The 24,201-nt window shown below is 59.8% G+C and carries 36 protein-coding genes; 24 read left to right on the top strand and 12 right to left on the bottom strand.

Annotated elements, in window-relative coordinates; genetic code table 11:
- Positions 1-5: 5 nt before the first annotated feature.
- The 12 genes from ACM6JM_RS12335 to ACM6JM_RS12280 form a co-directional block, all read right to left on the bottom strand.
- On the bottom strand, positions 6-470 hold the full coding sequence (locus ACM6JM_RS12335) for a hypothetical protein (RefSeq protein WP_047301322.1): 465 nt from the start codon (positions 468-470) through the stop codon (positions 6-8).
- On the bottom strand, positions 467-709 hold the full coding sequence (locus tag ACM6JM_RS12330; protein ID WP_414881983.1) for a hypothetical protein: 243 nt from the start codon (positions 707-709) through the stop codon (positions 467-469). Before ACM6JM_RS12330 ends, ACM6JM_RS12335 begins: the two co-directional genes overlap by 4 nt.
- On the bottom strand, positions 706-2,328 hold the full coding sequence (locus ACM6JM_RS12325; RefSeq protein WP_414881982.1) for a YqaJ viral recombinase family protein: 1,623 nt from the start codon (positions 2,326-2,328) through the stop codon (positions 706-708). Before ACM6JM_RS12325 ends, ACM6JM_RS12330 begins: the two co-directional genes overlap by 4 nt.
- Positions 2,325-3,131, bottom strand: a complete 807-nt coding sequence (gene bet, locus ACM6JM_RS12320) for a phage recombination protein Bet (RefSeq protein WP_414881981.1) — start codon at positions 3,129-3,131, stop codon at positions 2,325-2,327. Before bet ends, ACM6JM_RS12325 begins: the two co-directional genes overlap by 4 nt.
- 168 nt (positions 3,132-3,299) lie before the next feature.
- Positions 3,300-3,425: a hypothetical protein gene (locus tag ACM6JM_RS12315; protein ID WP_329514808.1), complete on the bottom strand. Its 126-nt coding sequence runs from the start codon at positions 3,423-3,425 to the stop codon at positions 3,300-3,302.
- The gene (locus ACM6JM_RS12310) at positions 3,422-3,616 is read right to left on the bottom strand and encodes a hypothetical protein (RefSeq protein WP_414881980.1); all 195 of its coding nucleotides are present in this window, start codon (positions 3,614-3,616) and stop codon (positions 3,422-3,424) included. Before ACM6JM_RS12310 ends, ACM6JM_RS12315 begins: the two co-directional genes overlap by 4 nt.
- Positions 3,613-3,828: a hypothetical protein gene (locus tag ACM6JM_RS12305; protein WP_414881979.1), complete on the bottom strand. Its 216-nt coding sequence runs from the start codon at positions 3,826-3,828 to the stop codon at positions 3,613-3,615. The genes ACM6JM_RS12310 and ACM6JM_RS12305 overlap by 4 nt, the downstream gene beginning before the upstream one ends.
- Positions 3,825-4,250: a hypothetical protein gene (locus tag ACM6JM_RS12300; protein WP_414881978.1), complete on the bottom strand. Its 426-nt coding sequence runs from the start codon at positions 4,248-4,250 to the stop codon at positions 3,825-3,827. Before ACM6JM_RS12300 ends, ACM6JM_RS12305 begins: the two co-directional genes overlap by 4 nt.
- A gap of 24 nt (positions 4,251-4,274) precedes the next feature.
- Positions 4,275-4,862 (bottom strand): hypothetical protein, encoded by a 588-nt coding sequence (locus ACM6JM_RS12295; RefSeq protein WP_414881977.1) that lies wholly within the window; start codon positions 4,860-4,862, stop codon positions 4,275-4,277.
- A gap of 487 nt (positions 4,863-5,349) precedes the next feature.
- Positions 5,350-5,925 carry a hypothetical protein gene (locus tag ACM6JM_RS12290; RefSeq protein WP_414881976.1) on the bottom strand — a complete coding sequence of 192 codons (576 nt, stop codon included), beginning with the start codon at positions 5,923-5,925 and terminating at the stop codon, positions 5,350-5,352.
- Positions 5,926-6,390: 465 nt separating this feature from the next.
- A complete protein-coding gene (locus ACM6JM_RS12285; protein WP_329517268.1) occupies positions 6,391-6,966 on the bottom strand; it encodes a hypothetical protein in 576 nt (191 codons plus the stop codon).
- Positions 6,967-7,046: 80 nt separating this feature from the next.
- Positions 7,047-7,796, bottom strand: coding sequence for a helix-turn-helix transcriptional regulator (locus tag ACM6JM_RS12280; protein WP_329517402.1), 750 nt, complete (start codon positions 7,794-7,796; stop codon positions 7,047-7,049).
- A 91-nt stretch (positions 7,797-7,887) separates the two neighbouring features.
- On the opposite strand from ACM6JM_RS12280, the gene ACM6JM_RS12275 reads away from it, so the two are divergent.
- The 24 genes from ACM6JM_RS12275 (at position 7,888) to ACM6JM_RS12160 (ending at position 24,193) form a co-directional block, all read left to right on the top strand.
- Complete coding sequence (locus ACM6JM_RS12275) at positions 7,888-8,097, top strand: transcriptional regulator (RefSeq protein ID WP_123587636.1); 210 nt, start codon at positions 7,888-7,890, stop codon at positions 8,095-8,097.
- Positions 8,098-8,125: 28 nt separating this feature from the next.
- The gene (locus ACM6JM_RS12270) at positions 8,126-8,317 is read left to right on the top strand and encodes a hypothetical protein (protein WP_024013551.1); all 192 of its coding nucleotides are present in this window, start codon (positions 8,126-8,128) and stop codon (positions 8,315-8,317) included.
- A 334-nt stretch (positions 8,318-8,651) separates the two neighbouring features.
- Complete coding sequence (locus tag ACM6JM_RS12265) at positions 8,652-9,479, top strand: Rha family transcriptional regulator (protein WP_329517267.1); 828 nt, start codon at positions 8,652-8,654, stop codon at positions 9,477-9,479.
- Positions 9,479-10,285, top strand: coding sequence for a hypothetical protein (locus ACM6JM_RS12260; RefSeq protein ID WP_329517401.1), 807 nt, complete (start codon positions 9,479-9,481; stop codon positions 10,283-10,285). The genes ACM6JM_RS12265 and ACM6JM_RS12260 overlap by 1 nt, the downstream gene beginning before the upstream one ends.
- Positions 10,275-11,081 carry an ATP-binding protein gene (locus ACM6JM_RS12255; protein WP_414881975.1) on the top strand — a complete coding sequence of 269 codons (807 nt, stop codon included), beginning with the start codon at positions 10,275-10,277 and terminating at the stop codon, positions 11,079-11,081. The genes ACM6JM_RS12260 and ACM6JM_RS12255 overlap by 11 nt, the downstream gene beginning before the upstream one ends.
- Positions 11,081-11,755, top strand: a complete 675-nt coding sequence (locus ACM6JM_RS12250; protein ID WP_414881974.1) for a hypothetical protein — start codon at positions 11,081-11,083, stop codon at positions 11,753-11,755. The genes ACM6JM_RS12255 and ACM6JM_RS12250 overlap by 1 nt, the downstream gene beginning before the upstream one ends.
- Positions 11,752-12,153 carry a recombination protein NinB gene (locus tag ACM6JM_RS12245; protein WP_414881973.1) on the top strand — a complete coding sequence of 134 codons (402 nt, stop codon included), beginning with the start codon at positions 11,752-11,754 and terminating at the stop codon, positions 12,151-12,153. Before ACM6JM_RS12250 ends, ACM6JM_RS12245 begins: the two co-directional genes overlap by 4 nt.
- The gene (locus ACM6JM_RS12240) at positions 12,153-12,404 is read left to right on the top strand and encodes a hypothetical protein (protein ID WP_414881972.1); all 252 of its coding nucleotides are present in this window, start codon (positions 12,153-12,155) and stop codon (positions 12,402-12,404) included. Before ACM6JM_RS12245 ends, ACM6JM_RS12240 begins: the two co-directional genes overlap by 1 nt.
- Positions 12,401-13,000 carry a recombination protein NinG gene (locus ACM6JM_RS12235; protein ID WP_414881971.1) on the top strand — a complete coding sequence of 200 codons (600 nt, stop codon included), beginning with the start codon at positions 12,401-12,403 and terminating at the stop codon, positions 12,998-13,000. The genes ACM6JM_RS12240 and ACM6JM_RS12235 overlap by 4 nt, the downstream gene beginning before the upstream one ends.
- A complete protein-coding gene (locus ACM6JM_RS12230) occupies positions 12,997-13,692 on the top strand; it encodes a hypothetical protein (protein ID WP_414881970.1) in 696 nt (231 codons plus the stop codon). Before ACM6JM_RS12235 ends, ACM6JM_RS12230 begins: the two co-directional genes overlap by 4 nt.
- A 138-nt stretch (positions 13,693-13,830) precedes the next feature.
- Positions 13,831-13,995: a hypothetical protein gene (locus ACM6JM_RS12225; RefSeq protein WP_414881969.1), complete on the top strand. Its 165-nt coding sequence runs from the start codon at positions 13,831-13,833 to the stop codon at positions 13,993-13,995.
- A gap of 307 nt (positions 13,996-14,302) precedes the next feature.
- Entirely contained in the window at positions 14,303-14,623 is a 321-nt protein-coding gene (locus tag ACM6JM_RS12220; RefSeq protein WP_414881968.1) for a peptidase M48, Ste24p, read from the top strand.
- Complete coding sequence (locus ACM6JM_RS12215) at positions 14,620-14,958, top strand: hypothetical protein (RefSeq protein ID WP_414881967.1); 339 nt, start codon at positions 14,620-14,622, stop codon at positions 14,956-14,958. Before ACM6JM_RS12220 ends, ACM6JM_RS12215 begins: the two co-directional genes overlap by 4 nt.
- An 8-nt stretch (positions 14,959-14,966) precedes the next feature.
- Positions 14,967-15,590 (top strand): putative metallopeptidase, encoded by a 624-nt coding sequence (locus ACM6JM_RS12210; RefSeq protein WP_414881966.1) that lies wholly within the window; start codon positions 14,967-14,969, stop codon positions 15,588-15,590.
- A gap of 31 nt (positions 15,591-15,621) precedes the next feature.
- The gene (locus ACM6JM_RS12205) at positions 15,622-16,143 is read left to right on the top strand and encodes a DUF2280 domain-containing protein (protein WP_414881965.1); all 522 of its coding nucleotides are present in this window, start codon (positions 15,622-15,624) and stop codon (positions 16,141-16,143) included.
- The gene (locus ACM6JM_RS12200; protein ID WP_414881964.1) at positions 16,118-17,398 is read left to right on the top strand and encodes a terminase large subunit domain-containing protein; all 1,281 of its coding nucleotides are present in this window, start codon (positions 16,118-16,120) and stop codon (positions 17,396-17,398) included. The genes ACM6JM_RS12205 and ACM6JM_RS12200 overlap by 26 nt, the downstream gene beginning before the upstream one ends.
- The gene (locus tag ACM6JM_RS12195) at positions 17,395-19,215 is read left to right on the top strand and encodes an anti-CBASS protein Acb1 family protein (RefSeq protein WP_414881963.1); all 1,821 of its coding nucleotides are present in this window, start codon (positions 17,395-17,397) and stop codon (positions 19,213-19,215) included. The genes ACM6JM_RS12200 and ACM6JM_RS12195 overlap by 4 nt, the downstream gene beginning before the upstream one ends.
- The gene (locus ACM6JM_RS12190; RefSeq protein ID WP_414881962.1) at positions 19,212-20,339 is read left to right on the top strand and encodes a DUF2213 domain-containing protein; all 1,128 of its coding nucleotides are present in this window, start codon (positions 19,212-19,214) and stop codon (positions 20,337-20,339) included. The genes ACM6JM_RS12195 and ACM6JM_RS12190 overlap by 4 nt, the downstream gene beginning before the upstream one ends.
- A gap of 9 nt (positions 20,340-20,348) precedes the next feature.
- Positions 20,349-20,831, top strand: coding sequence for a hypothetical protein (locus ACM6JM_RS12185; RefSeq protein ID WP_414881961.1), 483 nt, complete (start codon positions 20,349-20,351; stop codon positions 20,829-20,831).
- Position 20,832: 1 nt separating this feature from the next.
- Positions 20,833-21,792, top strand: a complete 960-nt coding sequence (locus ACM6JM_RS12180) for a major capsid family protein (protein ID WP_414881960.1) — start codon at positions 20,833-20,835, stop codon at positions 21,790-21,792.
- A gap of 10 nt (positions 21,793-21,802) precedes the next feature.
- Positions 21,803-22,201 (top strand): hypothetical protein, encoded by a 399-nt coding sequence (locus ACM6JM_RS12175; protein ID WP_414881959.1) that lies wholly within the window; start codon positions 21,803-21,805, stop codon positions 22,199-22,201.
- A 50-nt stretch (positions 22,202-22,251) separates the two neighbouring features.
- Positions 22,252-22,773, top strand: coding sequence for a DnaT-like ssDNA-binding protein (locus tag ACM6JM_RS12170; RefSeq protein ID WP_414881958.1), 522 nt, complete (start codon positions 22,252-22,254; stop codon positions 22,771-22,773).
- A complete protein-coding gene (locus ACM6JM_RS12165; protein WP_414881957.1) occupies positions 22,770-23,807 on the top strand; it encodes a hypothetical protein in 1,038 nt (345 codons plus the stop codon). Before ACM6JM_RS12170 ends, ACM6JM_RS12165 begins: the two co-directional genes overlap by 4 nt.
- Positions 23,807-24,193: a hypothetical protein gene (locus ACM6JM_RS12160; RefSeq protein ID WP_414881956.1), complete on the top strand. Its 387-nt coding sequence runs from the start codon at positions 23,807-23,809 to the stop codon at positions 24,191-24,193. The genes ACM6JM_RS12165 and ACM6JM_RS12160 overlap by 1 nt, the downstream gene beginning before the upstream one ends.
- Positions 24,194-24,201 lie beyond the last annotated feature (8 nt).

The following is a 24,201-nucleotide window of genomic DNA, read 5'->3' as shown; positions in this document are numbered from 1 at the left end:
GCGTCTCACGCTGCGACCTTCACCTGATGCCATGCGCCGGCGGCGTAGAACAGCTTCGCGGCTTGGGCTTCGTCCATGGAAATCTCGTCGGGAATGGCAATCCAGCCTGACGCAACCAGATGGTTCGGGTTCGCGCTGTTGCGCAGCTCCAGGTAGTAATGCTCGATGGCATCTGTCAGGCGCTCGACCTTGTAGATACCCTCCGGCGAGATCTCCACCGACTTGATGTACTCGGCGCCGCGCTCGTCTCGACACATGGCGGCGATGTAGATCGTCCAGCGGTAGGAGAAATCGAAGATCGCGTTGGCGATCGCCAGACTGCGGATCTGCTTGCAGCTCTTCCAGTTCGCCATGATCTGGCTGCCGCTGGGATCGATGTTCACCACCGCAACGTGGTTGGTGCGCAGCAACGCCCGGCAACTGCGTTCGGCCCGGGCGAAACCGTTGTTGGGTTTGCGTTTCGACTTCATAGCGAGTCCGCCATTTTGCGCAGCACCTTGCGCTCAGCGGCCGATATCGGCTTCGGCCGCCGCTTGAGGACCGTTTCAGGGTCTATTTTCTTCGAGCGGGGCGGTGGAAGCGGATTGCGCGGCGGGCTTTTCAGTTGGTCGATCCGCCCGCCAGCGGCCAGGTATTGCGCGATTCGCTCAGCGATCGATTCGGCGTCCGGCCGGTGCTGCTCGACGAGGTTGAGGTGGTTGCTGATCATGCTGCCACCTTTACCAGCCTCACGCCGGCCATGCTGAATTTGTTGCCCTGATCGGCGACCAGCGCGTCGAGGTTTTCCCAGTTCACGGTCAGCACCGAGATTGGCGCCTGGCCGTAAGCAACCGCTTTGATCAGCTCTTCCAGATCGAACACTTCGGCCTGCAGGTTCGTCGGCGCCGCAGTTGTGGTCGTTGGCTTCGAGGCAGACTGAACAGGCGAGGCTGCTTTTACCGGTGCTGGACTGGCGACTGGTGCAGGCTCAACAGGGGCCTTGGCTTTCGCCTCAGCTTCGATCCGTTGCAGCTCCTGTTGCCGGATCTGCTCGCGCTGCGCCTCGGCTTTCTCCTCCTCGGCTTTTTGGTGCTCAGAGATTCGCACCTTGATCAGCGCGACCAGGTCATCGTTGGCCTTCAGAACGAGCTGTTGGATGTCGTTGAACAAGAATGCATGGTCGGGCGCGAGCTCGGCCAAGCTGGTCAAATTCAAGCGAATTGCATCTGCTGACTGGCTCGCGGCGATTTTTGCTCGAGCCAGCTCGGTATCGACGGCGTCCTGCAGACTGGCAATGGTGCGTTTGTTCTTCATCGCGCCGGCGAAGTCAGAAGCAACCGCTGGCAGCGTTACCCGGCCCAGTGTTTTATTGATGGCCGCGACGTGATCCGCCAGCGCCTGCTCAGCCTTCTGCTTGATGTTGGTCTTCACCAGCAGCTCTTGAGCCTTCACAAGCTTGTCGACCTTCAAGCGCGTCTCGCGAGCATGTGCGCTGATTCGATCAAGAGACGAGAAAAGCTCGTCAATGCTTTGGGTTTGGGAGAGCGCTTGTTTCTTCGCTACCGCAACCGCTTCTTCGACATCGCCGCACCACTTGACCGCCTTCTTGGCGTCGGCAAAGTCTTGATCGGTCTGCAGGTTGGTTTTCACAGAGTCGATGACAGCGAGAGCCGAATCCTCGAACACCTTGAGGTTGCTCGCGGTGACCATGCCGGTCAGTTCGATGCGTAGCGCTGGCAGCTCGTCCGGCGCCTTTCCGACGACAATCGACGGCGCCTCGGCCATTTCGAAGTTGGCCAGGTCGGCCTCGAACTGTTTCCAGCCTTCGACCAGCTGCGCGGCGCGGCCGGCGACAGGTCGGTATTCCATGTGCACGAAGTTTTCGGCGGTGCCGTCGGAGCAAACGAAAATCACGCGCTCGGCGCCGCTCACCAGCAGTTGCTGCTCAAGCTGCCAGTAGTAATGCGGATCCAGCTCGCCGGCCTTCACCTGGGCGACCAGCGATTCGTTCCAAAGCTTGTGCTCGAAGAGGGTCTCGCCCAGCATCGTCGCGCCGTCCATGGAAGCGAGCAGATTGCCTTCGGTGCCTACGACGGGATACAGCTCCTCGCCGATCATGACTTCAACCAGTGGCCGGGCAAGCGCTTCAGTTGCATGGCCTTTGTCGAAGATGTACTGCTGCGCCTGAGTGACCTCCGGCGTAATGCCGGTTTTCTTCATGGTGAGCAGGTCGGTGCGGGTCTGGTACTTCGAAGCACCCATCATTGCGGGTGCCTCGGACGCGGTGAAATGCTGAGCGCGTAATGCGTGCCACTCGGCGGAGCCTTGAGCTACGTTGTGAATTTTCATGCTGCGTCTCCGTCGATGGCTTTGAGGTTCTGGATTTTTTCGATCTGGGCCGGGCTGAGCGTGTACTTGCTGCTGATGGTCGCGATCAGATGTTCTGGGCTGGTTCGGTTGGCATCAACCAGTGGCTGCCATTTGGCGATGTTCTCTTTCAGGAGATCATCGGAGTAGGGCGGAAGCGCTTCGGGCTCAGGCTCTTGCTGCCGCTGCGGACTCACATCACGCGGCGCCTCTTCGAATGTTTTACCTTCCATTTCGTCGGCCGTTGGCGCTGATCCAACCTCAGGGAATGCCTTGCGCAGCGCTTGAGCCTCAGCGCACTTGGCGAGCTGGGCGAAAGCGCGGCGCTTCCACATGGTGTTTGGGGCAATCGTGTCTTTGCCGGCCGTTGCGTAGTTCTCAAGCCAGCGCTCGTTTGCGGTGAACTCAGCAACGAGGCCGTTCGACATTTGGCGCTTGACGGTTACCCGGCACCACTCTGGATAGGTGACGTCCACGCCACCCATCTTTGCGGTAATTAGCGGTCCGTATTCAGGATCGCTGATACCTGCGTACTGCCCAGTGCGCGCGGCCTGGATGCGATAAAGACCAATGCCGGGCATTACCGTGTCCTGCATCTTTTTCGCTTTGGTGTTCCAGATCGGCACGATGTGCACAGGCTTCAGCATTGGGTCCAGATGCGCGGCCTGGCAGTAAGCCAACACCATCACCACCGAGTTCTTTTCTGCGCCTGGGTAGAGGCTGTTGCTCAGCACCTCAACAAGTGCCGCCTCAGACATCGCAGGCAATTGGTCTTCCTGCTTCATTACTGCGCTCACGGGAAATCCTTGCCGCGACATGCGCAGCGATTGAATGCTTGGGTTATTGAGTGACGCGATCGGCGAGGGCGCTGAGCAGCATCAGGAAGGTGAACATGCCGATAGCGGAGAACGATCCGCGCCGAATGAGGATGCGGCGGGCCATCTGCCGGCTAGTCACCGGAACACTTGGTAGGTGGTGGAGCGCGGCACCTGGCAAGTGCCCGAGCCGTCTTTCACGATGCCGTAGGCGCCTGCACCGGCAATCAAGATCACAACGAGAAACCAGTACAAGAGATTCATGGCCGAGCCCTCACCGCGATGCGTCCGCCTTTCATGGTTACCGACAGGCGCTGCGGGAGACTATCGACCAGATCCTCGCGCTTGCGGCCGATCACTTCATTGAAGGGCAGGCCGAAGCCGAGAATCGCAATGCGGCGCTCGATATCGTCGAGCTGCTCATCGACCAGCGCTTTCACCAGAGGGGTTGTCATGCCGAAACTCCTTTCAGATGCGTGTTGCGCTCGAAGAACTTGGCGTCCAGCGCATCCCGATAACGATTGGCGGTGCGGGTGTCGATGATCTCGGCGAACTCCGCCATTTCGATCATGCCCATGACGAAGGTGCGATCCGGCACTGGTGTGCAGGACTTGCGCATCTTCGCGATCTCAAGGCCCAGCCGGGCCAGTGCTACCTGATTGCTCATAGGTCGTTGTCCTCGGCCTGGGCGATCAGCGCCTCATCGACAAGGGGTCGAAGTAGGCCCTCTGCGATTTCGCCGAGCTTGCCCAGTGGGTGGTCGCTGCGGCCGAGCAGTTCGGCGGAGGCGACCTTGTCCGCGTGACCTCGTTCGGCGGCGATGAGCAGGAAGCCCAGCGAAGCCGTGGTGACCTCGCAGTCGGCAAGCCGTCCATTTGCATACTCATCAACTGCCAGAGCGAACTGGGCCAGCGTGACGCCCTGAGCCGGACGCATGCGGCGCTGCACCTTCGCGTCGCAGCCATGCCGAACCATTTGTTCTACGGCGTTGTAAAGCCACTCAGCCCGAGCAACTTCGCGAGGGCTTTCGCTCACCGGAGGCGGCAGGCGGTTATCGAATTTACTTTGTGCGAGCGCGGTTGCGTTCATGGTTGCCTCCAGAGTGGCGGTAGATCAGGAGTCTGCTGCGATATCGGCGAGGATTTGCGCCTTGCGCTTCTCGAAGCGGGAGCTCCAAGTTGGTCTGCCATCTACGCGCCAGATGGTCGCACCACGCTTGCGGAGCTTCCGGGCCCGAGCCGGAGAAATTCGATTCCCCCATTTCTCGGTGCGGTAGATGGCTTCCCAGTACTCGACCGTCTCGCGCTTGTCGTACTTGTAGTACCGGCTGCTCGGCTTGTTTTTCGAGAGCCATTCGTTCACCAGCGATACGTCGACTGTGGCCGAACTGAAGACGTAGCAGTTCGCAAGAGACTCAAGAGTTCCGACGCCGACCTGTGCGGTTGGTACGCCAACATCAGCGCCGCATGACCAGACCTGACCCTTGCATTCAAGCGTCGACCCATCGGTAAGCTTGATTGTGAACGCCCGACCGGCGAACGCATCACGTGATCCAGGCTCAATCTTCAGGAAGTCGTAGAAGCCGCCGTCGTTCGATATCAAAAGGTTTCCGGTGCGCTCGTAAACGCAGCGGGGCAACTCGTCGAGGAGCAGAAACGTCTGCCCCTGCTTCGTCCTGATCACATCAATGATCTTCGGCATTACGGAAACCTCTGTGATTGATCCAACAAAACTCGGATGCACTCATCCGCTCCGCTGGTTGCCGTTGGGCGCGGAGGGGAGTGCATTCGGGTGGTGTCGGGGATTAGTGGGAGCCGCTTACGGCGGCAAGTCGGCTTGCTCATGGCTTACTGCAAGCAGGTAGTTGAGATCCCCGGTGAGACGAGGCTGCCTTTCCTTGCTACCGATACCCGGCAAGGCAGGTTACGGAGTTACCTGTCAGCTGTTGGAGCGGCTGACTAGCAGATCGGCTCTGCTGAGTTGATGCAGGTGGGCGGTTATAGGCCGCAGTTTCGTCCGCATCGGGGTGTGATCTGGCCGGGGCTCAACCGGCATTCGGCGGAAGGGGTAGCCCTGAAGGCGACCGGTTGGCACATCCGCTGCCCGAGGCTTCGCCTCAGATCACACCCCGATGCGCTCTCATAGAGAGGATCGGGCAGTTAACGACAGGCTGTCGTGGCGCTGGTTGTCAGAGAGTCGCTGCAACCTTGAGAGAGGCGGCGCAGGACGTAATCGCATCCTTGGCAGCCTGCTCGATGTTTTTGGCGATCACCTTGTTCACGTCGCTAATCGCCGACTTCGCGCTCTTCTCGAGCGTGTCCTTGATGTAGAGCTTCATCAGAACAGTGAGGCGCGGGCCTGATTCGCGCCAGTTGTAGCTGTCCTTCGATTCGTCTTTCGACTGGCCGTGGTAGTCGACCTTCTCGCTCATGTACACCTCAGCGCGACTGGCGATGTACTCCTTGAAGGTCATCGGTTCGCCCTTCGGCTCGCCGTAGTGGCTGGTTTTGCGCATGTCGGCCGATTCGATGATTTCGCCAACGCGCGGCAGAACGTGCTCAGCAAACATCGCGTCGATCTTCTGGTCGACCGCATCCTTCACACGCTTTTCAATTTGCTGCTTGAAACGGGTCGCTTGCGTGCCTTCCTCGTCGTCTTCTCCATAACCGGTGGAGTAGAGAAGAGCGTGCACCGCCTGCTCCACGATGCGACCGGAAAGATCGGTTGCGCTCACGCCCAGCGCTTCAAGGGTTTTGATGTCCATGCCTGTCACCTGCTGTTGTGCCCAACTGGGCGGTTGATTTCCCGTCTGGCCCTGTCACCAAGGCCAGCCAGTGAAATCTGTTTTTCTCCACACCCGCTTACCAGGTCATTCACTCAGTTCGGTCAACACCTCGTCCGCCGTCGCAGTGGGCTGCGCGTGGGCAGGCTTTCGGGCCTGTCGGATCGCCGGTCGCCAGTAGAGGCAAGTGCGGTTTTGTTCATCGGTTTACTGACCTCCCACCGATGGAGCCGGGAGTGACCTAACCGGACTGGCCGGGTAGTCGTTCATGGCGCTGGTTGTTAAAGAGCGGCGGGTCTGTTGAGTCCCTGTCGAGCTGCTGTTCCGCTGCTCGATGGATTGAAATATAGGGCAGCCTTTATTTTGAGTCAACAGGTTTACCTTTATTTTTTTAGCGAGCGTAAAAAACCCGCACTTGGCGGGTTTGGGGTTGAGCAGATTGAGCGCTTAAAGCTTGCTCGCGGCGCTGTTCGTTTTCGCCTCGCGCTCTTCAGCTTTTTTGAGGGCAGCCGCGATGTCACTAATGGTGGCGGCAGAGGTGTTGATGTCGCCTGCAAATTTCTGAAGGGTGATGCTGACCTTCGAGCCTCGCCAAGAAAGCGTTTCATTGGTAAATGAGGCGCCTCCCTTGGTTTTGACTACCTCACTCGTACTGCTCTGCGGGGCGCCGTATTTAGTGGTGAAGAGCGCTGCAAGTTGCGAAAAATTATCGCTGTTGGTGCTCAGGTAAAACGACTCGACACCCGAACCACCGGCGAACACGGAAAGCGAATAGCCGAAGCCTACAGAAGGGCCCCCGTTGACCGTGTAGAGATTGGTGTAGGGCGGCTCATGGCACATTTGCTTATGTATGCCGACGCCGCGAGGGCAGGCCGGCAGTGCTGCATCCACTTTCTGGTCGAAGCGCAGACCCATGAAGCTGTCGGGCTCTTGTGTCCATGTGGTTGCGGCCGGCTTTTTTGCAGCTAACGCAGGCGCAGCGACGACAGCGGAAAGCAAAATAAAAGCGAGTACGGATTTCATCGGGTCCCTCCATTGATTGAAGGGCAACTGTACCATCACGGTGGTGGCACAGCCATTCGAGGTGGAGGCAGAGAAGGGCTCTAGTAGAGCACAGAAGACCAAAAGACCTTTCCGAGCACCACGATGCCTTTTTCTGTGAGCTCTTGCGCTGTGTACTCTTCGTCCTTGTGCTCGTCGATATTGAAGCTGCGCATCCTTATCCCGCCACCAGGTATGCGGTAGAGCGTTTTCACACGGAGCTCGCCATCATGGTTTACAGCGTACATTTTGCCATCTTTGACCGTGGTTGCAGATAGGTCCACCCCGACAGTGCTTCCATCTGGGAGCACAGGCTCCATGCTGTTCCCATGTACCGTTACGCAGACCGCCTGATCCGGCTGAACTCCCTGGTTCCTGAGGGTTAGCTTTCCGAAGCGGAGCTTCCTCGTCACTGATTTCTGAACGGCCGTTCTGCCAGATCCCGCCGACAGCTCTACTTCCTTGAGAAAAGGGATTTCAACCTCGTCATCATCCAGTGGGGTTTCGTCGTCCCATACATCAATTGGGCCGATCATCGTTGCGTTCGAGGTAATGGGTGGCGGCTCCAGCATGGGCTGCGGCTCTGACATGATCGTTCGCCACTGATCAGCCGGGAATTTCGTTCCCTCTGACAGCCAGACAGGGTCCACACCACATATCTGCGCGAGCCTTACCAAGTGACCGCTGGAGCGAGTAAGGCCTCGCTCTATTTCTGAAATCGATGCTTGTTTAATGCCAGCGCGCTCAGCGAGTTCAACCTGAGTGAGTCCGGCTTTTTTGCGTGCGTATTTGAGGCGATCTTTAAGTTCCATGGGCATGGAATTTAAAGGTTGTCCTTTGAAGTTGCAAAAAGGTATACCTTTGCCATAAGATAAAGGCATCCCTTTATATGGGCGGAGAATCATGAACAATCCCTTTGAAAAGCTGGTCGAGCATTTCGGCTCGCAAAACGCTACGGCGGCAGCTCTCGGCGTAAAGCAGGGAACCGTTAGCGGCTGGGTGCGCGGCCTACACGGTTGCGCTGCTGAGGTCGCTATGCGAGCGGAGATCGTCACCAACGGTGCGATCAAGGCGCGCGATCTTCGCCCGAGCATTCCTCAACAAGCTGCCTAACCACTTCCAACCACACAAGGAACCACAGATGTCGTACTTCGAACCTGACCACCTCCACGACAAGCCGACCAAGGTTCGCCTGGACGAGGCGGCTGACGACCTGCTGACAGCGATGGCCCGCTTTCAGCGGACTCAAAAAGCTGTGCTCGCTCGCGAAATCCTGGAGCGCGGCCTGAACCAAATGATGGAAGAGCTTAACGCGAAAACAGACGTGGCCTGAAGTAGCCGAGGAGGCCCTGTGCCTGAAAGAAAGCCGCTGGAAATCCAGCTCGACTGGCAGGGACTCGCTGATCTGGAGCTATTAGCCAGACGCAACGGGGTAACGCCAGAAGAGATGGCCGCAACAATCATGAACCGGGCGCTGGATCGAATGACCCGGCCACCAAAGAGCCGGAGCAACGTCGCTTCCATAGGACGGAAGGGCTGATAAGCCCCTCAGGGACTCATGAGGAACTGCCAATGAAACAACCATTCACCAAATCGCAGGCACAAAAAAGCCGGGGCGCAATCCCGGCTCTTTTTACTGCATACAACAAAACGTTCTGGAGCTGATTATGCACAGTTCACCCAATACCGGCAATACCCTCAGTGTCGCGACACGTTTTTCTAATTCTGAAAACGTGTCGCGAACCGTTTCTATGTCCAGCTTGGAGCTGGTTCAATTCATCAATTCAAATCGCGAAGAGGGCGACCCTGTCCTCACCCATAAAAACCTGATGGCCAAAGTCCCCCGCGTTTTGGGTGCAGATCAATCGGCTAAATTTTCAGCCGATTACATGGACAGCCGAAGCCGGTCCCAAAAATGCTTCGTCTTCCCAAAGCGTGAAGCATGCCTGATCGCTATGTCCTATAGCTATGAGCTCCAGGCTCTCGTTTTCGACCGAATGACAGCACTCGAGGATCGAGAACGAGCTCGTTCGAATCCATCCAATCCGAAGATCGTCGGCGAGCTGGCAATTCTCGAATGCTTTGATCGCCTGCTCAAGCCGGCGGCTTCGAGCAAGATGATGATGCTTGCCCAGATAGCCGCAAATAACGGGCTCGATGCGAAGTTCCTTCCGGGTTACGCCATAGATGCAGCGCCTGACGCCACCGGCGGCTCTTCGATGCCAACCAAGGCCGTTACCGCCCTGATCAAAGAGCACGCCATCAGCAGTACGGCGGCAGCCTTCAATCGAGCTCTCGCCGAGCATGGCTATCTCAAATCCCTGCAGCGCCGTAACTCCAAAGGCGAAACAGTCGACTTCTGGTCCGTGACCGAAAAAGGCCTCAAGTACGGCAAGAACCTCACCAGCCCTCAATGTCCGCGCGAGACGCAACCTCACTGGTACGTCGATCGCTTCCTTGAGCTTGCCGTGCTTATCGGCAAAGGACGCCCATGATGGCCAGATCCAGAAATATAAAACCGGGGTTCTTCTCGAACGAACACCTGGCTGAAGTAGATTTTGCAACGCGCCTCCTTTTCATTGGCATGTGGACCGAGGCTGATCGGGAAGGGCGCCTGGAAGATCGCCCGCGCCGCCTGAAAATGGCTTTGTTCCCGGCTGACAACGTCGACATCGAAAAGATGCTCGCCGACTTGGATCATTTGGGGTTCATCACGCGGTACACCGTCGGATCATTCAAGGCCATCCAGATCGTGAACTGGTCGAAGCACCAGAACCCTCACGTGAAAGAGGCAAAGAGTGTCATCCCTGAAATGCCCGGTTTAGAGGCTTCGGAGGGGGAGCATGGTGCAAGCCCGGTGCAAGCACCAGACAAGAACAGTTCCTTCCCGGCTGATTCCCTCTCTCTTGATTCCGGATTCCTGATTCCTGATTCCCTCTCTCCGTCGCCTGCTCCGGTGGTGACCGAGGACCTGTTCCCGAACTTCTGGAAGCTCTACCCGCGCAAGGTCGGAAAGGACAAGGCCGAGAAGGCGTGGGCGAAGCTCAAGGTCACTCAGGGGCTTTACGACCTGATGGTCGCAGCTCTGGCCAAGCAGGTTCTGACGCCTGACTGGACCAAGGAGCGGGGCCAGTTCATCCCGCACCCTGCGACGTGGCTCAACGGCAAGCGCTGGCAGGACGAGATCCCTGAGCTCGCCAGCAACGTGCACCCGTTCCCGCAATCCCGTCACACCGGCTTCGCTGATCGCGATTACACCTCCGGCCTGAAGCAGCGGGAGGACGGCAGCTATGCGCTCTGAGCCAGTCCAAGCAACTCCAGAACTGCCGCCTGGCACTCGCATCCAGCCTGCTGAGTGCGAAACCCACGGCGCCTACGAGCAGAAGGTCTATGCCGTGCTGGGCCGTGAGCTCAGAAGCAATTGCCCCGAGTGCAGCCGTATCGCCCGCGAGAAGTCCGAAGCCGCCGAGCAAGCGAACAAGGCGATGGAACTGCGCATGTCCCTCGCTCGCAAGCTGGGCGACGCGCTGATCCCGAAGCGCTTTACCACTCGCACCTTGGGTAACTACCAGGCCGAGAACGACGGCCAGCGCAAGGCCCTTCGGTTCTGCCAGCACTACGTGCAGATCTTTGACGAGATCCTGAAGACCGGTCGCTGCATGGTACTGATCGGCAAGCCCGGGACCGGGAAAACCCACCTCGGCGCCGGCATGGCCAACGAGCTGCTGCACAACACGTCTCGCACTGCCGTGTACCGCACTGTCGGCGCAATCCTGCAGGCGATCCGCTCCACGTACGACAAGCACAGCGAGCGCAGCGAGGCCGAGATCCTGTCGAGCCTGATCGACCCCGACCTACTGGTGCTGGACGAGGTAGGGGTGAGCAAGGAGCAGCCGAGCGACTTTGAGCTGACGACCCTGTTCGCAATCATCAACGGCCGGTACGAGCAGGAGCGCCCCACGGTGGTGATCTCCAACCTGGACGCCCACCAGTTGCCGGGCGCGATGGGCGAGCGCTGCGTCGACCGTCTGCGCGAGGGCGGAATGATCGTGGTGCCGTTCGAGTGGGAATCGCAGCGCGGCAAGGAGGGATTCTGATGTCCAGTCAAACAAGTTGGGAACCTGACTTCGCCGCAGAAAGTGCGAAGTTTCGGAAGGATGCCGCTGAGGAGGGGATGTGCCTCGACACGTACCCTGGTGGTGGCGGGTTCTACGTCGAACAGCGCACCCAGCATGCATGGGCCGAGTGGATTCGACGGGTAGTAGCGGAGCATATGGAAAACGAACGACTGCAAAGCGCTGAAAACGCACTCGTCGAGTGGGTAGAAAAGACCGATTGGGTACAGAAGACCTGCCACTGGTCAGAGCTGGGTAAGCACCGTGCTGACGTCCTGCGCGAGCGCATCGAGCAACTTCAAGCCGGCTTCAAAAACTTCCATCGCAGCCTTTGCGTGCGATTCGGGTACTTCCACGACGAGGCCGACTGGCAACGTGATCAGGTCTCGCTGGAAGAGCACATCGCCACACAGTTAAACCACGTCAACGCGGAGAACGCTGCGCTGCGCGGGCAGGTTGAGGCATTGCGGCGCGCTGCCGGCCAGCTCCAGGAGGAAAAAGAGGCATTGATTGAGGATCTGGCATTCGAGAAGAGTCAGGTCGAAGCAACGCTTCAGGCTCACGCGAAGCTGCTCGCAGCGACCGTTCGAGCGGAGGGGGCGCGAGACCAACTTACTTCCGAGAACGAGACCCTGCGCCTGAAGGTGCGGCCATGAACCCCGAATACACCATCCGCGACCAGCGCGACATCAACCGCCTGGCTGGTGTCCTGCACGCCATCGACCTCAGCAAGCCGAAGGTGGTGGTGATCCGCGATGAGAAACGACCGGACGTATGCAACCGAAAAATGTGGGCAATGCTCAAGGATGTCTCCGAACAGGTGATCTGGCACGGCAAGAAGCTGAGCAGTGAGGACTGGAAGTGCCTTTTCAGTGCCTCGCTGGAGAAGCAGCGTGCGGAGCCAGGCCTCGACGGTGGCTTCGTCGTGATGGCCGTTTCCACCCGCAAACAGTCGCAGAAGTGGTTCAGCGATCTGTTCGAGCTGATGCATGCTTTCGGCGCCGAGCATGACGTGCGCTGGACTGAGCAGGACAAGTGGGGAGGGCGGTACTGATGAGTGATGGACTTGGAATCACCACTGAAACGACCGTGTTTTTGTCCGTCGATAAGCTGGTCAAGGAAATGGACGCGGAAGACATCGCAGGGTTCTGCAGCGCTGTGGCGCTTCGACTGGATAGCGAGTATGCGAATAGAGCGGAAGCGGCTAGCGAGTTTGCCGGCGGCCTATCTGAGCTTGGCTGCCGGTTTCTTGCCGAAGTGGTGGCGAACTTTTACATGCGTGAAAAGCGGGAGAACCGCCGATGATCGCCGCCAAGACGCCCAGGCCGAAGAAGTGCAAGAACCCCGCGTGCGGCATCAGCTTCCCGCCGCAGCGCTTGGGTCAGGCGGTGTGCAGCCCGAAGTGCGCGCTGGCCATGGCTCCGGCAAACGCAGACAAAGCCCGCAAGGCCATCGCCCAGCGTGACCGTCGAGAGATCAAGGTCCGCAAGGAGAAGCTGAAGAGCAGGGCGGATCACCTGCGCGAGGCCCAGGCTGCCGTGAACGAGTACGTCCGCCTGCGTGACGCGCACCTGCCGTGCATCAGCTGCGACTCGATGCCGAACGACTGCGACCTGATGACGGGCAGCCGCTGGGACGCTGGGCACTATCGATCCGTCGGCGCCTGCCCGGAGCTTCGCTTCGAGCCGCTGAACATCCACCGCCAGTGCGTGAAGTGCAATCGCAACCTGTCCGGCAACGCGGTCGAGTACCGGATCCGGCTGGTGCTGCGCCTCGGCGCCGAAACCGTGGCTTGGTTGGAAGGGCCTCATGAGCCCCGCAAGTACACCGTCGAAGAAATCAAAACCATCAAGGCCGAGTACCGGGCCAAGACCCGCGAACTGAAGAGGGCTGCAGCATGATCTACCCAAGCGTTATGAACGCAGTTGTCTCCGCCCTCGCGGCCGAGGCCATCGACAACACCAGCAAACAGGCATGGCAGAAGCTGTACAACTCTGCCGACGAGGAAGAGGGCGGCGACATGGCAACGTTGGTCCGCTCCCGTGGCGCTGACACCATCGACCGCACGCAAGTGGATTGCTGGGTATCCGCCCGGCTGCACAGTGCACTTGAGCAGAAGCACTGGGATGCGCTGGTGGCGAAGTACAGCACCCACAAAGGGCGCAAGGTGCAGGCCATCTCCGCTTTGCAGGCCCTCATTAGGACCCCGGCGCCGAAGCTGTTCCTGTTCAAGGCGACCACCGCCTGGGCAATCCCGCAGCTCAAAGGAGCGCGGGTGAAGGTGGCCACGTCCGTATCCGTAGAGATTCCGCTCGATGCGCCGGAGTGGCGTCGGGAGTCGATGGTGAAAGCAGCTGTTGCAGCCGGGCAGGCCAAGGCGAGGAAGGACGAGTCCCGGTCTGCCGATATGATCGTCCTGAAGGACAGCTTCTACGACATGAACACCTGGGACAATGACGGCACTCCGGAGTCGACGCGGCGTCGGTGGCGGCAGGATATCGGCAAGGCTGCTGATGACCTGGTGAATGAAGCCCTGGCGCACGCCGCCGACATTCTGGATGGTGAAGGATTGCTGATTGAACGGGCAGCGTGATTGCCTGTTGACATCAGTGAGCGGATGAGCGAAGTTAATCCCATCCTGTCATTCCTGCGTGTGTAGGACTGACAAACGAAACCCGGCCACCGCGCCGGGTTTTTTATTGCCTAGAATTCGACTCGCTGGGAGGTGCGCATGAAGCTGAAGGCCAAAGCCAATCTGCTGGAGCGCGCAAGAACAGCATGGGAGACGGTCGCGCGGCAGGTTGGTGAGACGGACTTTTCTCGCCATCCGAAAACCGGCGAATACCTCCACCCTGGTGTCGCCATGGGTTGGCGCATCCACAAGAAGAATCTGTAGTTTCACCTGTAGCCAGGACAGCCTTCGGGAGGCCTGGACGCCGTTGGCCGGTAGTGCGGCGCATCTGAAAAACACCGGCAGCCCGCGCACCTTGACCTCACATTGCTTTCGGGGTGGCGCGAGACTGGATCAGCGAGATCGATGCAATGGGGCGTCGACGTTGAGAAGGTCTTTGGCGGACAGCGCGGAAAAACGCGCGCACCTATTCAGGGCCTCGATATTGATCGGGCCCTTTTCGTTTTTGGCGTCGTCACTCATCCGTCGCCTCGCCCGTACGCAGCGGGCTTTTTTATTTCTGGAGACTCCAATGGCAGAACCGGCGAGCACCACCGCTGCCAGCGTACTGATGCTGAAATACGGAGTGGTTATTGCCGGTTTCGCTGGAGCCATTCTGTCCTTGACCTTCTTGCAGGGGCTCACCCGTCGACAGGCCTTCTGGGCCTTCTTCACCGGGTTCAGTTCGGCAGTCTTCTGCACGCCGCTGGCGGTAGGGTTTTTCAAGCTCGAGCCGGGCGGTGAAACTCAATACGGCGTTGCATTCCTGATCGGCCTTCTGGCGATGAACATCATCCCGGCGCTCAAGGCTCTTGCGGGGAAGTGGGGCGCTACGGGAGCAACGGGCCCATGAACACTTCGCTGATGGTTGTTGATGTGATTCTCTGCGGGCTGGTAGCTCTGGCTGCGGTCGAGTACTTGCGCGCCGTGGACGTATTCAAGCACCCGGTGCTCGCTGCCGCCTTCTACCTGGTCGCAATCGGCGCGTTCGGCGTGCTGATCGAAACCATCCGCGCTGGCGGCTCATCCGTGTATTCGCTGATCCTGCACGCCGGAATAGTCGTGTACGCCTGGACTCGGCGCCAGTACATCTTCACTGCCGCTGCTGATGCCACTCCACGCAAGCACTGTGGATATTCGCCAGTTGTTTCGAATCGACAGGCAAAGGCGCCACCTAGAAAACCGTGAGGCTTGAGATGGATAGGCCAATGCCTCCCGCATCATTGCTCGAGCTGTCTGACCTTTCCAGCTTCGGTATCCGCCTGATCCCTGCGCCTGAGGTGTGGGAGTGGCTTCAAGACGAGATCCTTGCCGACACCGGCAGCATCCACAACGAAGAACACGCCCATCTGATCGATGCGGACATTCGTGTGATGTGGGCATCTGCTGCCTTCACGAAAAAGGGTCGGACAGTAGTTGGCCAGGCCGAACAGGTAGCGTTCCGCGCCGGCGGCTGGCAGAAGGCCCGGATGGAACAGCAGATGCTGGATTGGTTCGGCGATGTGCCGGCCTACATCATCACCCTGGCTGCCGACTACTGCGCCCAGTGCTCCGACGCTGACTTCTGCGCCCTGGTCGAGCACGAGCTCTACCACATTGCCCAAGCGACCGATAAGTACGGTCAGCCAGCGTTCACCCAGGAAGGATTGCCCAAGCTTGAGATGCGCGGACACGACGTTGAAGAGTTCGTCGGTGTTGTGCGTCGGTATGGTGCGAGCCCGGCGGTTCAAGAGCTGGTGGACGCTGCAAATAAGCCTGCTGAGGTAGGAAAAATGAACATTTCGAGGGCCTGCGGAACCTGTCTGCTCAAGTCGGCCTGATTCTGGACAGGCTCTGGACGGATGAAAATCTATGGCAGCCCTTCAAAACGACGTGAAGGCCTTTATCGTTCAGGCCTTGGCGTGCTTCGACACGCCTTCACAGGTTGTTGAAGCCGTCCAAAAGGAATACGGGATCACGGTGACTCGCCAGCAGGTGGAGACGCACGACCCCACAAAGACATCAGGTAAAGGCCTGGCCAAGCGCTGGGTGACGATGTTTCACGATGCCCGCAAGCGCTTCCGGGAGGAGACGGTAGACATCCCGATCGCTAATCGTGCCTATCGACTTCGAGCCATGAGCCGGTTTGTCGAAAAGGCCGAGGCGATGAAGAACATCGGTCTGGCCATGCAGATCCTCGAGCAGGCCGCGAAGGAAGTCGGAGACGCCTACGTCAATCGTCGCGTCGAGCCAGACAAGTCGCTGGACGACGAGATAAAGCGGCTCAACATCCAAAAGCTTCAGCGCGAATTGGAGGACCCGAATAAGGGCCTGCCCGAGCCAAAACAAGTGATCATCGGGGTAGAAGATGCAAGCGACCCTGAAGCTGAATAGGCCGCAGTTCGAGTTCATCAGTCACCCCAAGAAGTTTTCAGCGTTCGTCGGCGGCTACCGCAGCGGCAAGACGTTCGTGGGGTGTGTCCGGATGTGCATCAACGCACTGGAGCACCCAGGCATTCCACAGGGCTACTTCGCGCCGACCTATCCGCAGATCGCAGACATCTTCTACGACACCATGCCGGTGGTGGCCGAGGCGTTCGGCCTGTTCGCCGACATCGTGCCGAGCAAGAAGCGCGTTTATTTGCGTGACAACCGAGGCCGGTGCCTGTCGACCATCGTCTGCAAGAGCATGGAGCACCCGCACCGCATCGTCGGCTTCAACATCGCTCACGCGCTGGTCGACGAGATCGACTGCATGGCGATCAAGAAGGCTGACAGCGCGTGGAAGAAGATCATCGCGCGGATGTCCACCGTGTGGCCGACCCGAGCAATGAACACCATCGACGTCACCACGACGCCGGAGGGCTTCAACTGGGTCTATCGCAAGTTCGTCAAGGAGTTGGCCGCCAACCCGAGTCAGCGCCCGCTGTACGGCATCGTGCACGCCTCAACGCGGCAAAACGCGAAGAACCTGCCGAAGGACTACATCAAGTCGCTGCGTGAGTCGTACCCGGCCAACCTGGTGGACGCCTACATCGACGGCCTGTTCGTCAACCTGACGTCGGGCAGCGTGTATCCAAACTTCTGCCGCAAGCAGAACCATACGGACGCCACGATTCGCCCGGGCGAGCAGTTGCACATCGGCATGGACTTCAACATCAACCGGATGGCCGCGACGGTGCACGTAATTCGTGACGGCCTGCCGCTGCTGCTGGAGGAGGCCACGCACCTGTTCGACACGCCGGCGATGATCGTCGAGCTCAAACGGCGGTACCCGGGCCACAGCATCACGGTTTACCCGGACGCCAGCGGCAAGAACCGCAAGAGCGTCAGCGGCAGCGAGTCAGACCACAGCCTGCTCCGCGCCGCCGGCTTCATGGTCATGGTGAACCCGTCGAACCCAGCGGTTCGCGATCGGGTGCTGGCCGTGAACGCCATGATGCTCAACATCGATCAAAAACGCCGTTACCTGGTGAACACCGACAACTGCCCAGTAAGTACGCAGGTGCTCGAACAGCAGGCCTACGACGAAAAAGGCGAACCCAACAAGGACGGCACTGAAGACCCGGTCGACGCACTCGGCTACTTCATTGTCCAGCGCTTCCCGATTGCGGGCAGCTACACACTCGCGAACGTGAGCGACCAATGAGCGCATTCACTTATCTGAAAGACAGCCTGCAGAACCTGGTCGCAGGATTGGGCACTGCGCGCGACAAGGCATCGCACTCGCGCTACGCAATCCCCGAGATGGACGACCAGCAGCTGCTGAACGCTTTCCGTGGATCGTGGACGGCGCAGAAGGGCGTGAGCATCCCGGCCGTCGATGCGTGCCGCAACTGGCGCAACTGGCAGGCCGACAAGGCTCAGATCGAGCTGATCGAAGCCGAAGAGGATCGCCTGAACGTCAAGGGCAAGATTCTGGAGGCCCTATTGAAGGCCCGGCTGTTCGGTGGCGCCGCAGTGTTCATCGGTACCGGTGAGCGTGACACCGCATCTGAGCTGAAGCCGGAACGAGTCGGGAAGGGTGGCATCAAGTACCTGACCGTGATGACTCGTCGCCAACTCAGCGCCACCGAGATCGAGCAGGATCCGCAAAGTCCGCGCTTCGGCAAGCCAAAGGCCTACCGGTTGCCCGGTTCGACGGTGGAGATTCACCCGTCGCGCCTGGTCATCTTTGTCGGCGTCCCGCATCCAGACCCTGAGCTTGCCGTAGGCACTGGCTTCGGCTGGGGCGACTCGGTGCTGCTGTCGGCCATGCCGGCTGTGCGTCACTACGACGAGACGGTCGCCAACGTGGTCAGCCTGGTCTACGAGGCCAAGATCGACGTCATCAACATCCCGAATCTGATGTCGAGCATGCAGGACAAGAACTACGAGCGCTTGCTGCTGGAGCGCCTGCGTCTCGCTGCCACTGCGAAGGGCATCAACGGCACACTGATTCTCGACGGGCAAGAAACTCACAGTTCCAAGTCGGCCAGCTTCGGCACGCTGCCGGATGTGATCGCCAAGACAGAGCAGGGCGTCGCCGGCGCGTTCGATATCCCCGGAACCCGCATGTTCGGTCAGTCCTCGACCGGGCTGGGCGCCAATGGCGAAGAGAACACCCGCAACTACTACGACAACGTCGCGTCACGCCAGAAGCTGGAGATCAAGCCAGCCATGAGCGTGCTGGATGAAGGGCTGATCCGCTCCGCGTTGGGCAGCAGGCCGAAAGAGGTCCACTACACCTGGGCGCCACTCTGGCAGGCCACGGCGAAAGAGCGGGCGGATATCGGCAAAACCACGGCGGACACTATCAAGGCGCTGAAAGACTCCGGCCTGTTCCCTGAGGACGCGCTATCGACCGCCGCAGTGAACCTGCTGGTCGAACTGAGCGTGATGCCAGGGCTTGAGGCCGCAATCGAGAGGTTCGGCGCCGAACTGCCCGATGACGATGATGACCTGCCGAGCATCGGTGTGGATGAGCTGGCAGTGAAGAAAGCCATCACTGACGCCGCGCCGCGCACGCTGTACGTGTCCCGCAAGGTCACCAACGGCACAGAAATCATCGCGTGGGCCAGGTCGCAGGGGTTCGAAACGACAGTTTCGGCAGCAGACCTGCACGTCACCATTGCCTACAGCCGATCACCTGTTGACTGGATGAAGGTCGGCGAGCCGTGGTCGGGCAACAGCAAAGGCGAACTGTCTCTGGCGCCTGGCGGGGCTCGCCTCATCGACAAGTTTGGCGAGGGGGCGGTCGTCCTGCTGTTCAACAGCTCAGAGCTGTCCTGGCGTCACGTCTCCATTGTCGAGGCGGGCGCCTCTTGGGACTGGCCTGAGTATCAGCCGCACATCACCTTCACCTATGAGCCCGGCAGCGTTGACCTGAGCAAGGTTGAGCCATACCGGGGACCAATTGAGCTTGGGCCGGAAATCTTCGAAGAAGTCGTAGAGAACTGGCAGGGCAAGATCAAGGAGCAGTCATGATCTTCACCGACTCCGTGCCGGTCACGGGAGTGCGGCGCACAGAGGACGGCTATTTGGTGGCCGAGGCCCGAGTAGCACGCACCGGTATCCAGGACTATCTGGGCACCGAGATCGATCCTGACAACGAACACGGCCTGCGTGACAAGCCGATCGTTCGGGTGTACCGGCCTGAAAGCGCGGTCTTCCACGCTGACGCCATGCACTCGTACGCATACCGGCCAATGACCAACGGTCACCCGGGAGGCGACGGCGTCAACTCCAGGAATTGGAAAGACGTCGCGATCGGCCAAACCGGTGGCGAAGTCGTCCGCGACGGGCAATTCGTCAAGGTGCCGCTGGTGCTGATGGACGCCAAGGCGATCGAGGACTACGAGTCAGGCAAGCGCGAGCTGTCCATGGGCTACGGCGCCGAAGTCGTGTTTCAGGACGGCGTTTCCCCCGAGGGCGAGCAGTACGACTGCTTCCTCGGCCCTATGAAAATGAATCACCTCAGCCTTGAGCATCGCGCTCGGGGTGGCGAGCACCTTCGCATCGGTGACCAAAAACCACACACCCCCAAAGGAGGCCATGACATGGCTGATTCACTGCGGAAACTCCTTGTCGATGGCATCTCCATTGATGTCACCGAACAAGGCGCCCAGGCCATCGAGAAGCTGAACATCAAGCTTGCCGATGCTGCCACCGCCACCAAGACCCTGACCGATGCGCACGCTACGGCGATCGCGCTGAAGGATGGCGAGCTCGCCAAGAAGGACGCCGAGATCGACGACCTGAAAGCCAAGCTGCTCAGCGATGCCGATATCGACAAGCGCGTCACCGCCCGTGCCGACCTGATCAGCAAGGCCAAGTCGATTGCTGACGCCGACTACACCGGCAAGACCGATGCTGACATCCGCAAGGCTGTCGTGGTCGCCAAGCTGGGTGATGCGGCAGTGGCTGGTAAGCCTGAGGCCTACATCGACGCGCGCTTCGAGATTCTGGTCGAAGACGCTGCCAAGAACCCGGCCAATGACCCGTTCCGTCAGCACATGATCCAACAGGACAGTAAGCCAGGCGAAAACCCGGCTGAAGCCGCCCGCGCGAAGATGCTGGCCGACTTCAACTCCACTCAGCCCGCCAAGTAAGGAGCCATCATGGCCGCTTATCAAACGACTTACCCTGATCGTCCAGCCAAGGGCCTGCATGGCGCCTCGGCGAACGAAGAGATCAAGAACGACATCAGCCGCACCATCGAAAACGCTGCTGGCGTTCGCTTCGGCGAGCCAGTCCAGCGCGGCGCCGGCGACCACGGCGTCGTCCCTTTCGCGGCTGGCGGCAAGTTCGTCGGCATCGCCAAGCTGACCCCGGCTGTCCCGGCGGTGAAAGCAGGCTCAACCCTGGTCGACGGCTACCCGCAGTACTTCACCGCGTCCATTCGCGAGCGTGGCCAGATGTACGTGCAGGTAGGCACCCCAGTAGCTGACGGCGACCCCGTTTACTACATCACCGCCACCAACAAATACACCAACGCAGCCGGCACCGGCATTGTTGGCCCATTCGCGAACGTCTTCTTCGACACCACTGGTGCCGCCGCCGACGACATCGTCGAAATCTCCATCAAAAACCGGAGCGCATAACATGCGACAAGCATTCGCAGACGCTCAAGCAGCGTTGCCATTCGTTGTAGCCCAGGGTCGCAACATCGAAACCGCGATCTACGAGGCTCGCTATCCCGAGTACTCCTACCGCGACCTGATGCCGGTAGTTACCGAGGGCAACCAGTGGGCAATCGGCACCCAGTTCTACAGCATGCAACTCGCCGGCGAGGCCAAGTTCCTGTCCGGCGCCGCCAATGACATGCCGTTCAACAACGTTTCGTGGGGCGAAGGCTCGCACGACTACGCCATGATCGGCTCCGGCTGGGAGTGGAATCTGGAAGAGGTCAATCAGGCCGCGCTGTATGGCCGCAACCTGAACGACCTGAAAGCCATGTCGGCAAGTCGCTCCACCGAGCGCCTGCTCTACGACATCGCGACCACCGGTAGCACCGAGAAAAACTGGCGTGGCTTTGTAAACCAGTCCAACGTGCAGACCATCACCGCTGCGGCCACCGGCACCGGCAGTTCCACGCTCTTCGTTGACAAAACGCCGCAGCAGATCCTGAACGACCTCAACACCCTGCTGAAGTTGGTGCCGCAGGCGTCGAACAACGTCGAGTTGGCCGATACTCTGGCCTTGCCTCTCGAAGTGATGGACTACATCTCGACCACCTTCGTCGGTACCGAAGCGAACAGCCCGACCATCCTGGAGCGCTTCCGCACTTCCAACGTGTACACCGCACGCACCGGTCGCCCGCTGACCATCCTGACGGCCGACTCGCTTTCGACCGCGGGCGCTGGTGGCGGTGGTCGTATCGCCGCGTACCGTCGCGCCCTGGACGTGATCCGCTTCCATCTGCCAATGCCTCGCATGGTGCTGCCGGTTCACCAGAAGACCATCATGGGCTTCGAGACCGGCATCATCGCGCGTACCGGCGGTGTTGAAGTTCGCCTGCCAGGCGCCATGGCGTACATGGACGGCGTGTCCGAGCCTGCATAAGGGGGTTGTCATGAAAGTGAAAGTCACCAACGGCGGCACCTGCCCGCGCGGGCTCTGGTCCATGGGTGCAATCAAGCTGATCGGCATCGGTGCAAGTCGGGAGCTGACCCTGACCGAGGGCGAGCTCGAGCAGGCCAAGAAAATCGACGTCCTCAGTTTTGAGGCTGTCGAGGCTCCGGCCGGCGACGAGAAGTCCGAACTGCTCGCCAAACTTAAGGCGCTGGGCATCGATGCTGCTGGCAACAGCAAAGTCGAAACCCTGCGCAAGAAACTGGAAGACGCTGAGGCTGCCGCTGAGCAGGCCAAGAAGCAGGAAGTCATCGACGAGCTGACCACCCTGAACGTCCAGTTCGACAAAGAAGCAAATCTGGAAGCCCTGCAGGCCGCACTGGCCGCTGCCAAGGCGTAACACCACGCAAAACCGGAGCGCATGACGCTCCACCTATTCGAGATATCCCGATGCCAGACTTTTACGGAACCGTCGCAGCCGCCGACGCCTATCACGCTGCGCGCGCGAATGCCGCGTGGACCGGCGATGACGTGGCGAAGCAGGCCGCGCTGATCCGGGCATCGGTCTACATCGACGGCCGCTATCGGAAGCTGCTGGCTTCCGGTGTGTGGCAGTCATTGTTCCCCGGCGTGAAGACCGAGGGCAGAGGGCAAACCAGGGAATGGCCGCGCACAGGTGCCGAGGATTACGAGGGGCATGCAATCCCATCAGATCAGGTTCCGGTTGAGGTTGAACAGGCAACGTACGAAGCCGCTCTGCGTGAACTGGTAGAACCTGGCAGCCTGAGTCCTGACTTCGTGGCCGCGTCCACAGTCAAACGCCAGAAGGTAGGCCCGATCGAGGAAGAGTTCTCGGTTGCGGCAGGGGCAGATGGCGCGGCGTCGGTCAGGCCGGTGATCAGCATCATCGACGAGATGATTGCCCCGGTTCTGGTGGCTCGCTACACGCTGCCTGCGGTGTTCGTGGTATGACCCCGGCGCAGATCATCCAGGCCATCGAAGGAATGGAACCCGCGATGCAGCGGGCCTATCTGGCACAGGTCAAGCTGGTGGTAGATGCAGCCACGGTTGCTGAGGTCGAGCGGCTGATAGCTGAAGAGGACGAAAACGGGCTGGCAGCGCTGCTGAGCCTGGGAGCGCTGGCGGCTTTCCTCGAGCTAGCCCGGAACGTGTACCTCGCAGGTGCCAAGTTCGAGATCAAGGCGATCGCAATCCCCAAGAATCTGGGGCGATTTGAATTCGACGTCCGCAAGCCTGAGCCAGAGCGGTGGCTGGTGGAAAAAGCCGCCGAGATTCGACGCGACGCGGATTTGAACGTGCGTGAGGCGATCCGGGCGGTTATCGGCTCGCGCGGTCGCATTGTCACGCCTTCGGTGCAAGTCGAAGTCGGCGCCACGCCAATGACCCGAAGCCCACGCCAGGCGGCGCTCGATTTACTTGGACGAGTTAGCGCGCAAACAGGATCCCGCTCAGGCGGCGTGATTGGCCTACCCGGCAATTACGCGCAGTACGTCCTCAACGCCCGCCAGCAGCTGCTGAGCGGAAACCCTGACCAGATGCGCAACTATTTGCAGCGCAAGCGCCGGGATCGCCGATTCGACGGCATCGTTAATCGCGCTATCAATGCGGGCAAGCCTGTTGCTCAGGCTGACGTCGACAAGATCGCTGGACGTTACGCTGACCGGCTGATGAAGACCTACGCTGAGATGCTGTCCAAGTCTGAGGCGCTGGAATCATTCGGCGCTGGCCGTGACCAGGTGTATGAGCAGCTCATTGCTCAAGGGCTTGACCGCGATTCGGTGACAAAGACCTGGCGCGATCGGGCCGACAAGAAGGTCCGGCACACGCATTCGGTCATGGGCGGGCAGGAAGTGCAGAAGGATCAGCCATTTCAAAGCCCGAACGGCGCGCTGCTTCGTTACCCCGGTGATTCTGCGCTGGGTGCTGGCTGGAGTGAGCGCGCCGGCTGTCGCTGCTCGGCGATCTACAAGATAAGGCGGAAGTGATGGCAGACATTTATGACCGGGCCAAGGCTACTGCAACTCGCATGCTCGCGCCGCGCAGCAAGGGCGGGAAAGGGCTCGAACTGGTCTTGCGCCGCGAGATCATCGGTGAATACGACCCAGACGCGCCGCCGGTTCCTAGCGAACTGGTGGTGAATGGCTCCGGTTTCCGCGAGGAGTACGACAGCAAGTACATCGACGGAACGCTGATCGTGCGCGGCGACGTGAAGCTGCTGGTTTCGCCGGTTCAATTGACCGGCGAAGACATGCCCACACCGCAGAGCAACGACAAAATCACATTCGATGGCACGGTCTACACGGTGATAGCCGTCGCTCCATGGAACTTCGCAGGCCTCACGGTCGGTTTCGAGCTGCAGGTGCGCAAGTAATGGCGAAT

The sequence above is a fragment of the Pseudomonas sp. IT-P2 genome (genome assembly GCF_949767575.1).
GTDB classification, from domain to species: domain Bacteria; phylum Pseudomonadota; class Gammaproteobacteria; order Pseudomonadales; family Pseudomonadaceae; genus Aquipseudomonas; species Aquipseudomonas pharyngis.
The sequence above is the reverse complement of the archived record's forward strand: the minus strand, read 5'-3'. Positions and strand labels throughout refer to the sequence as shown.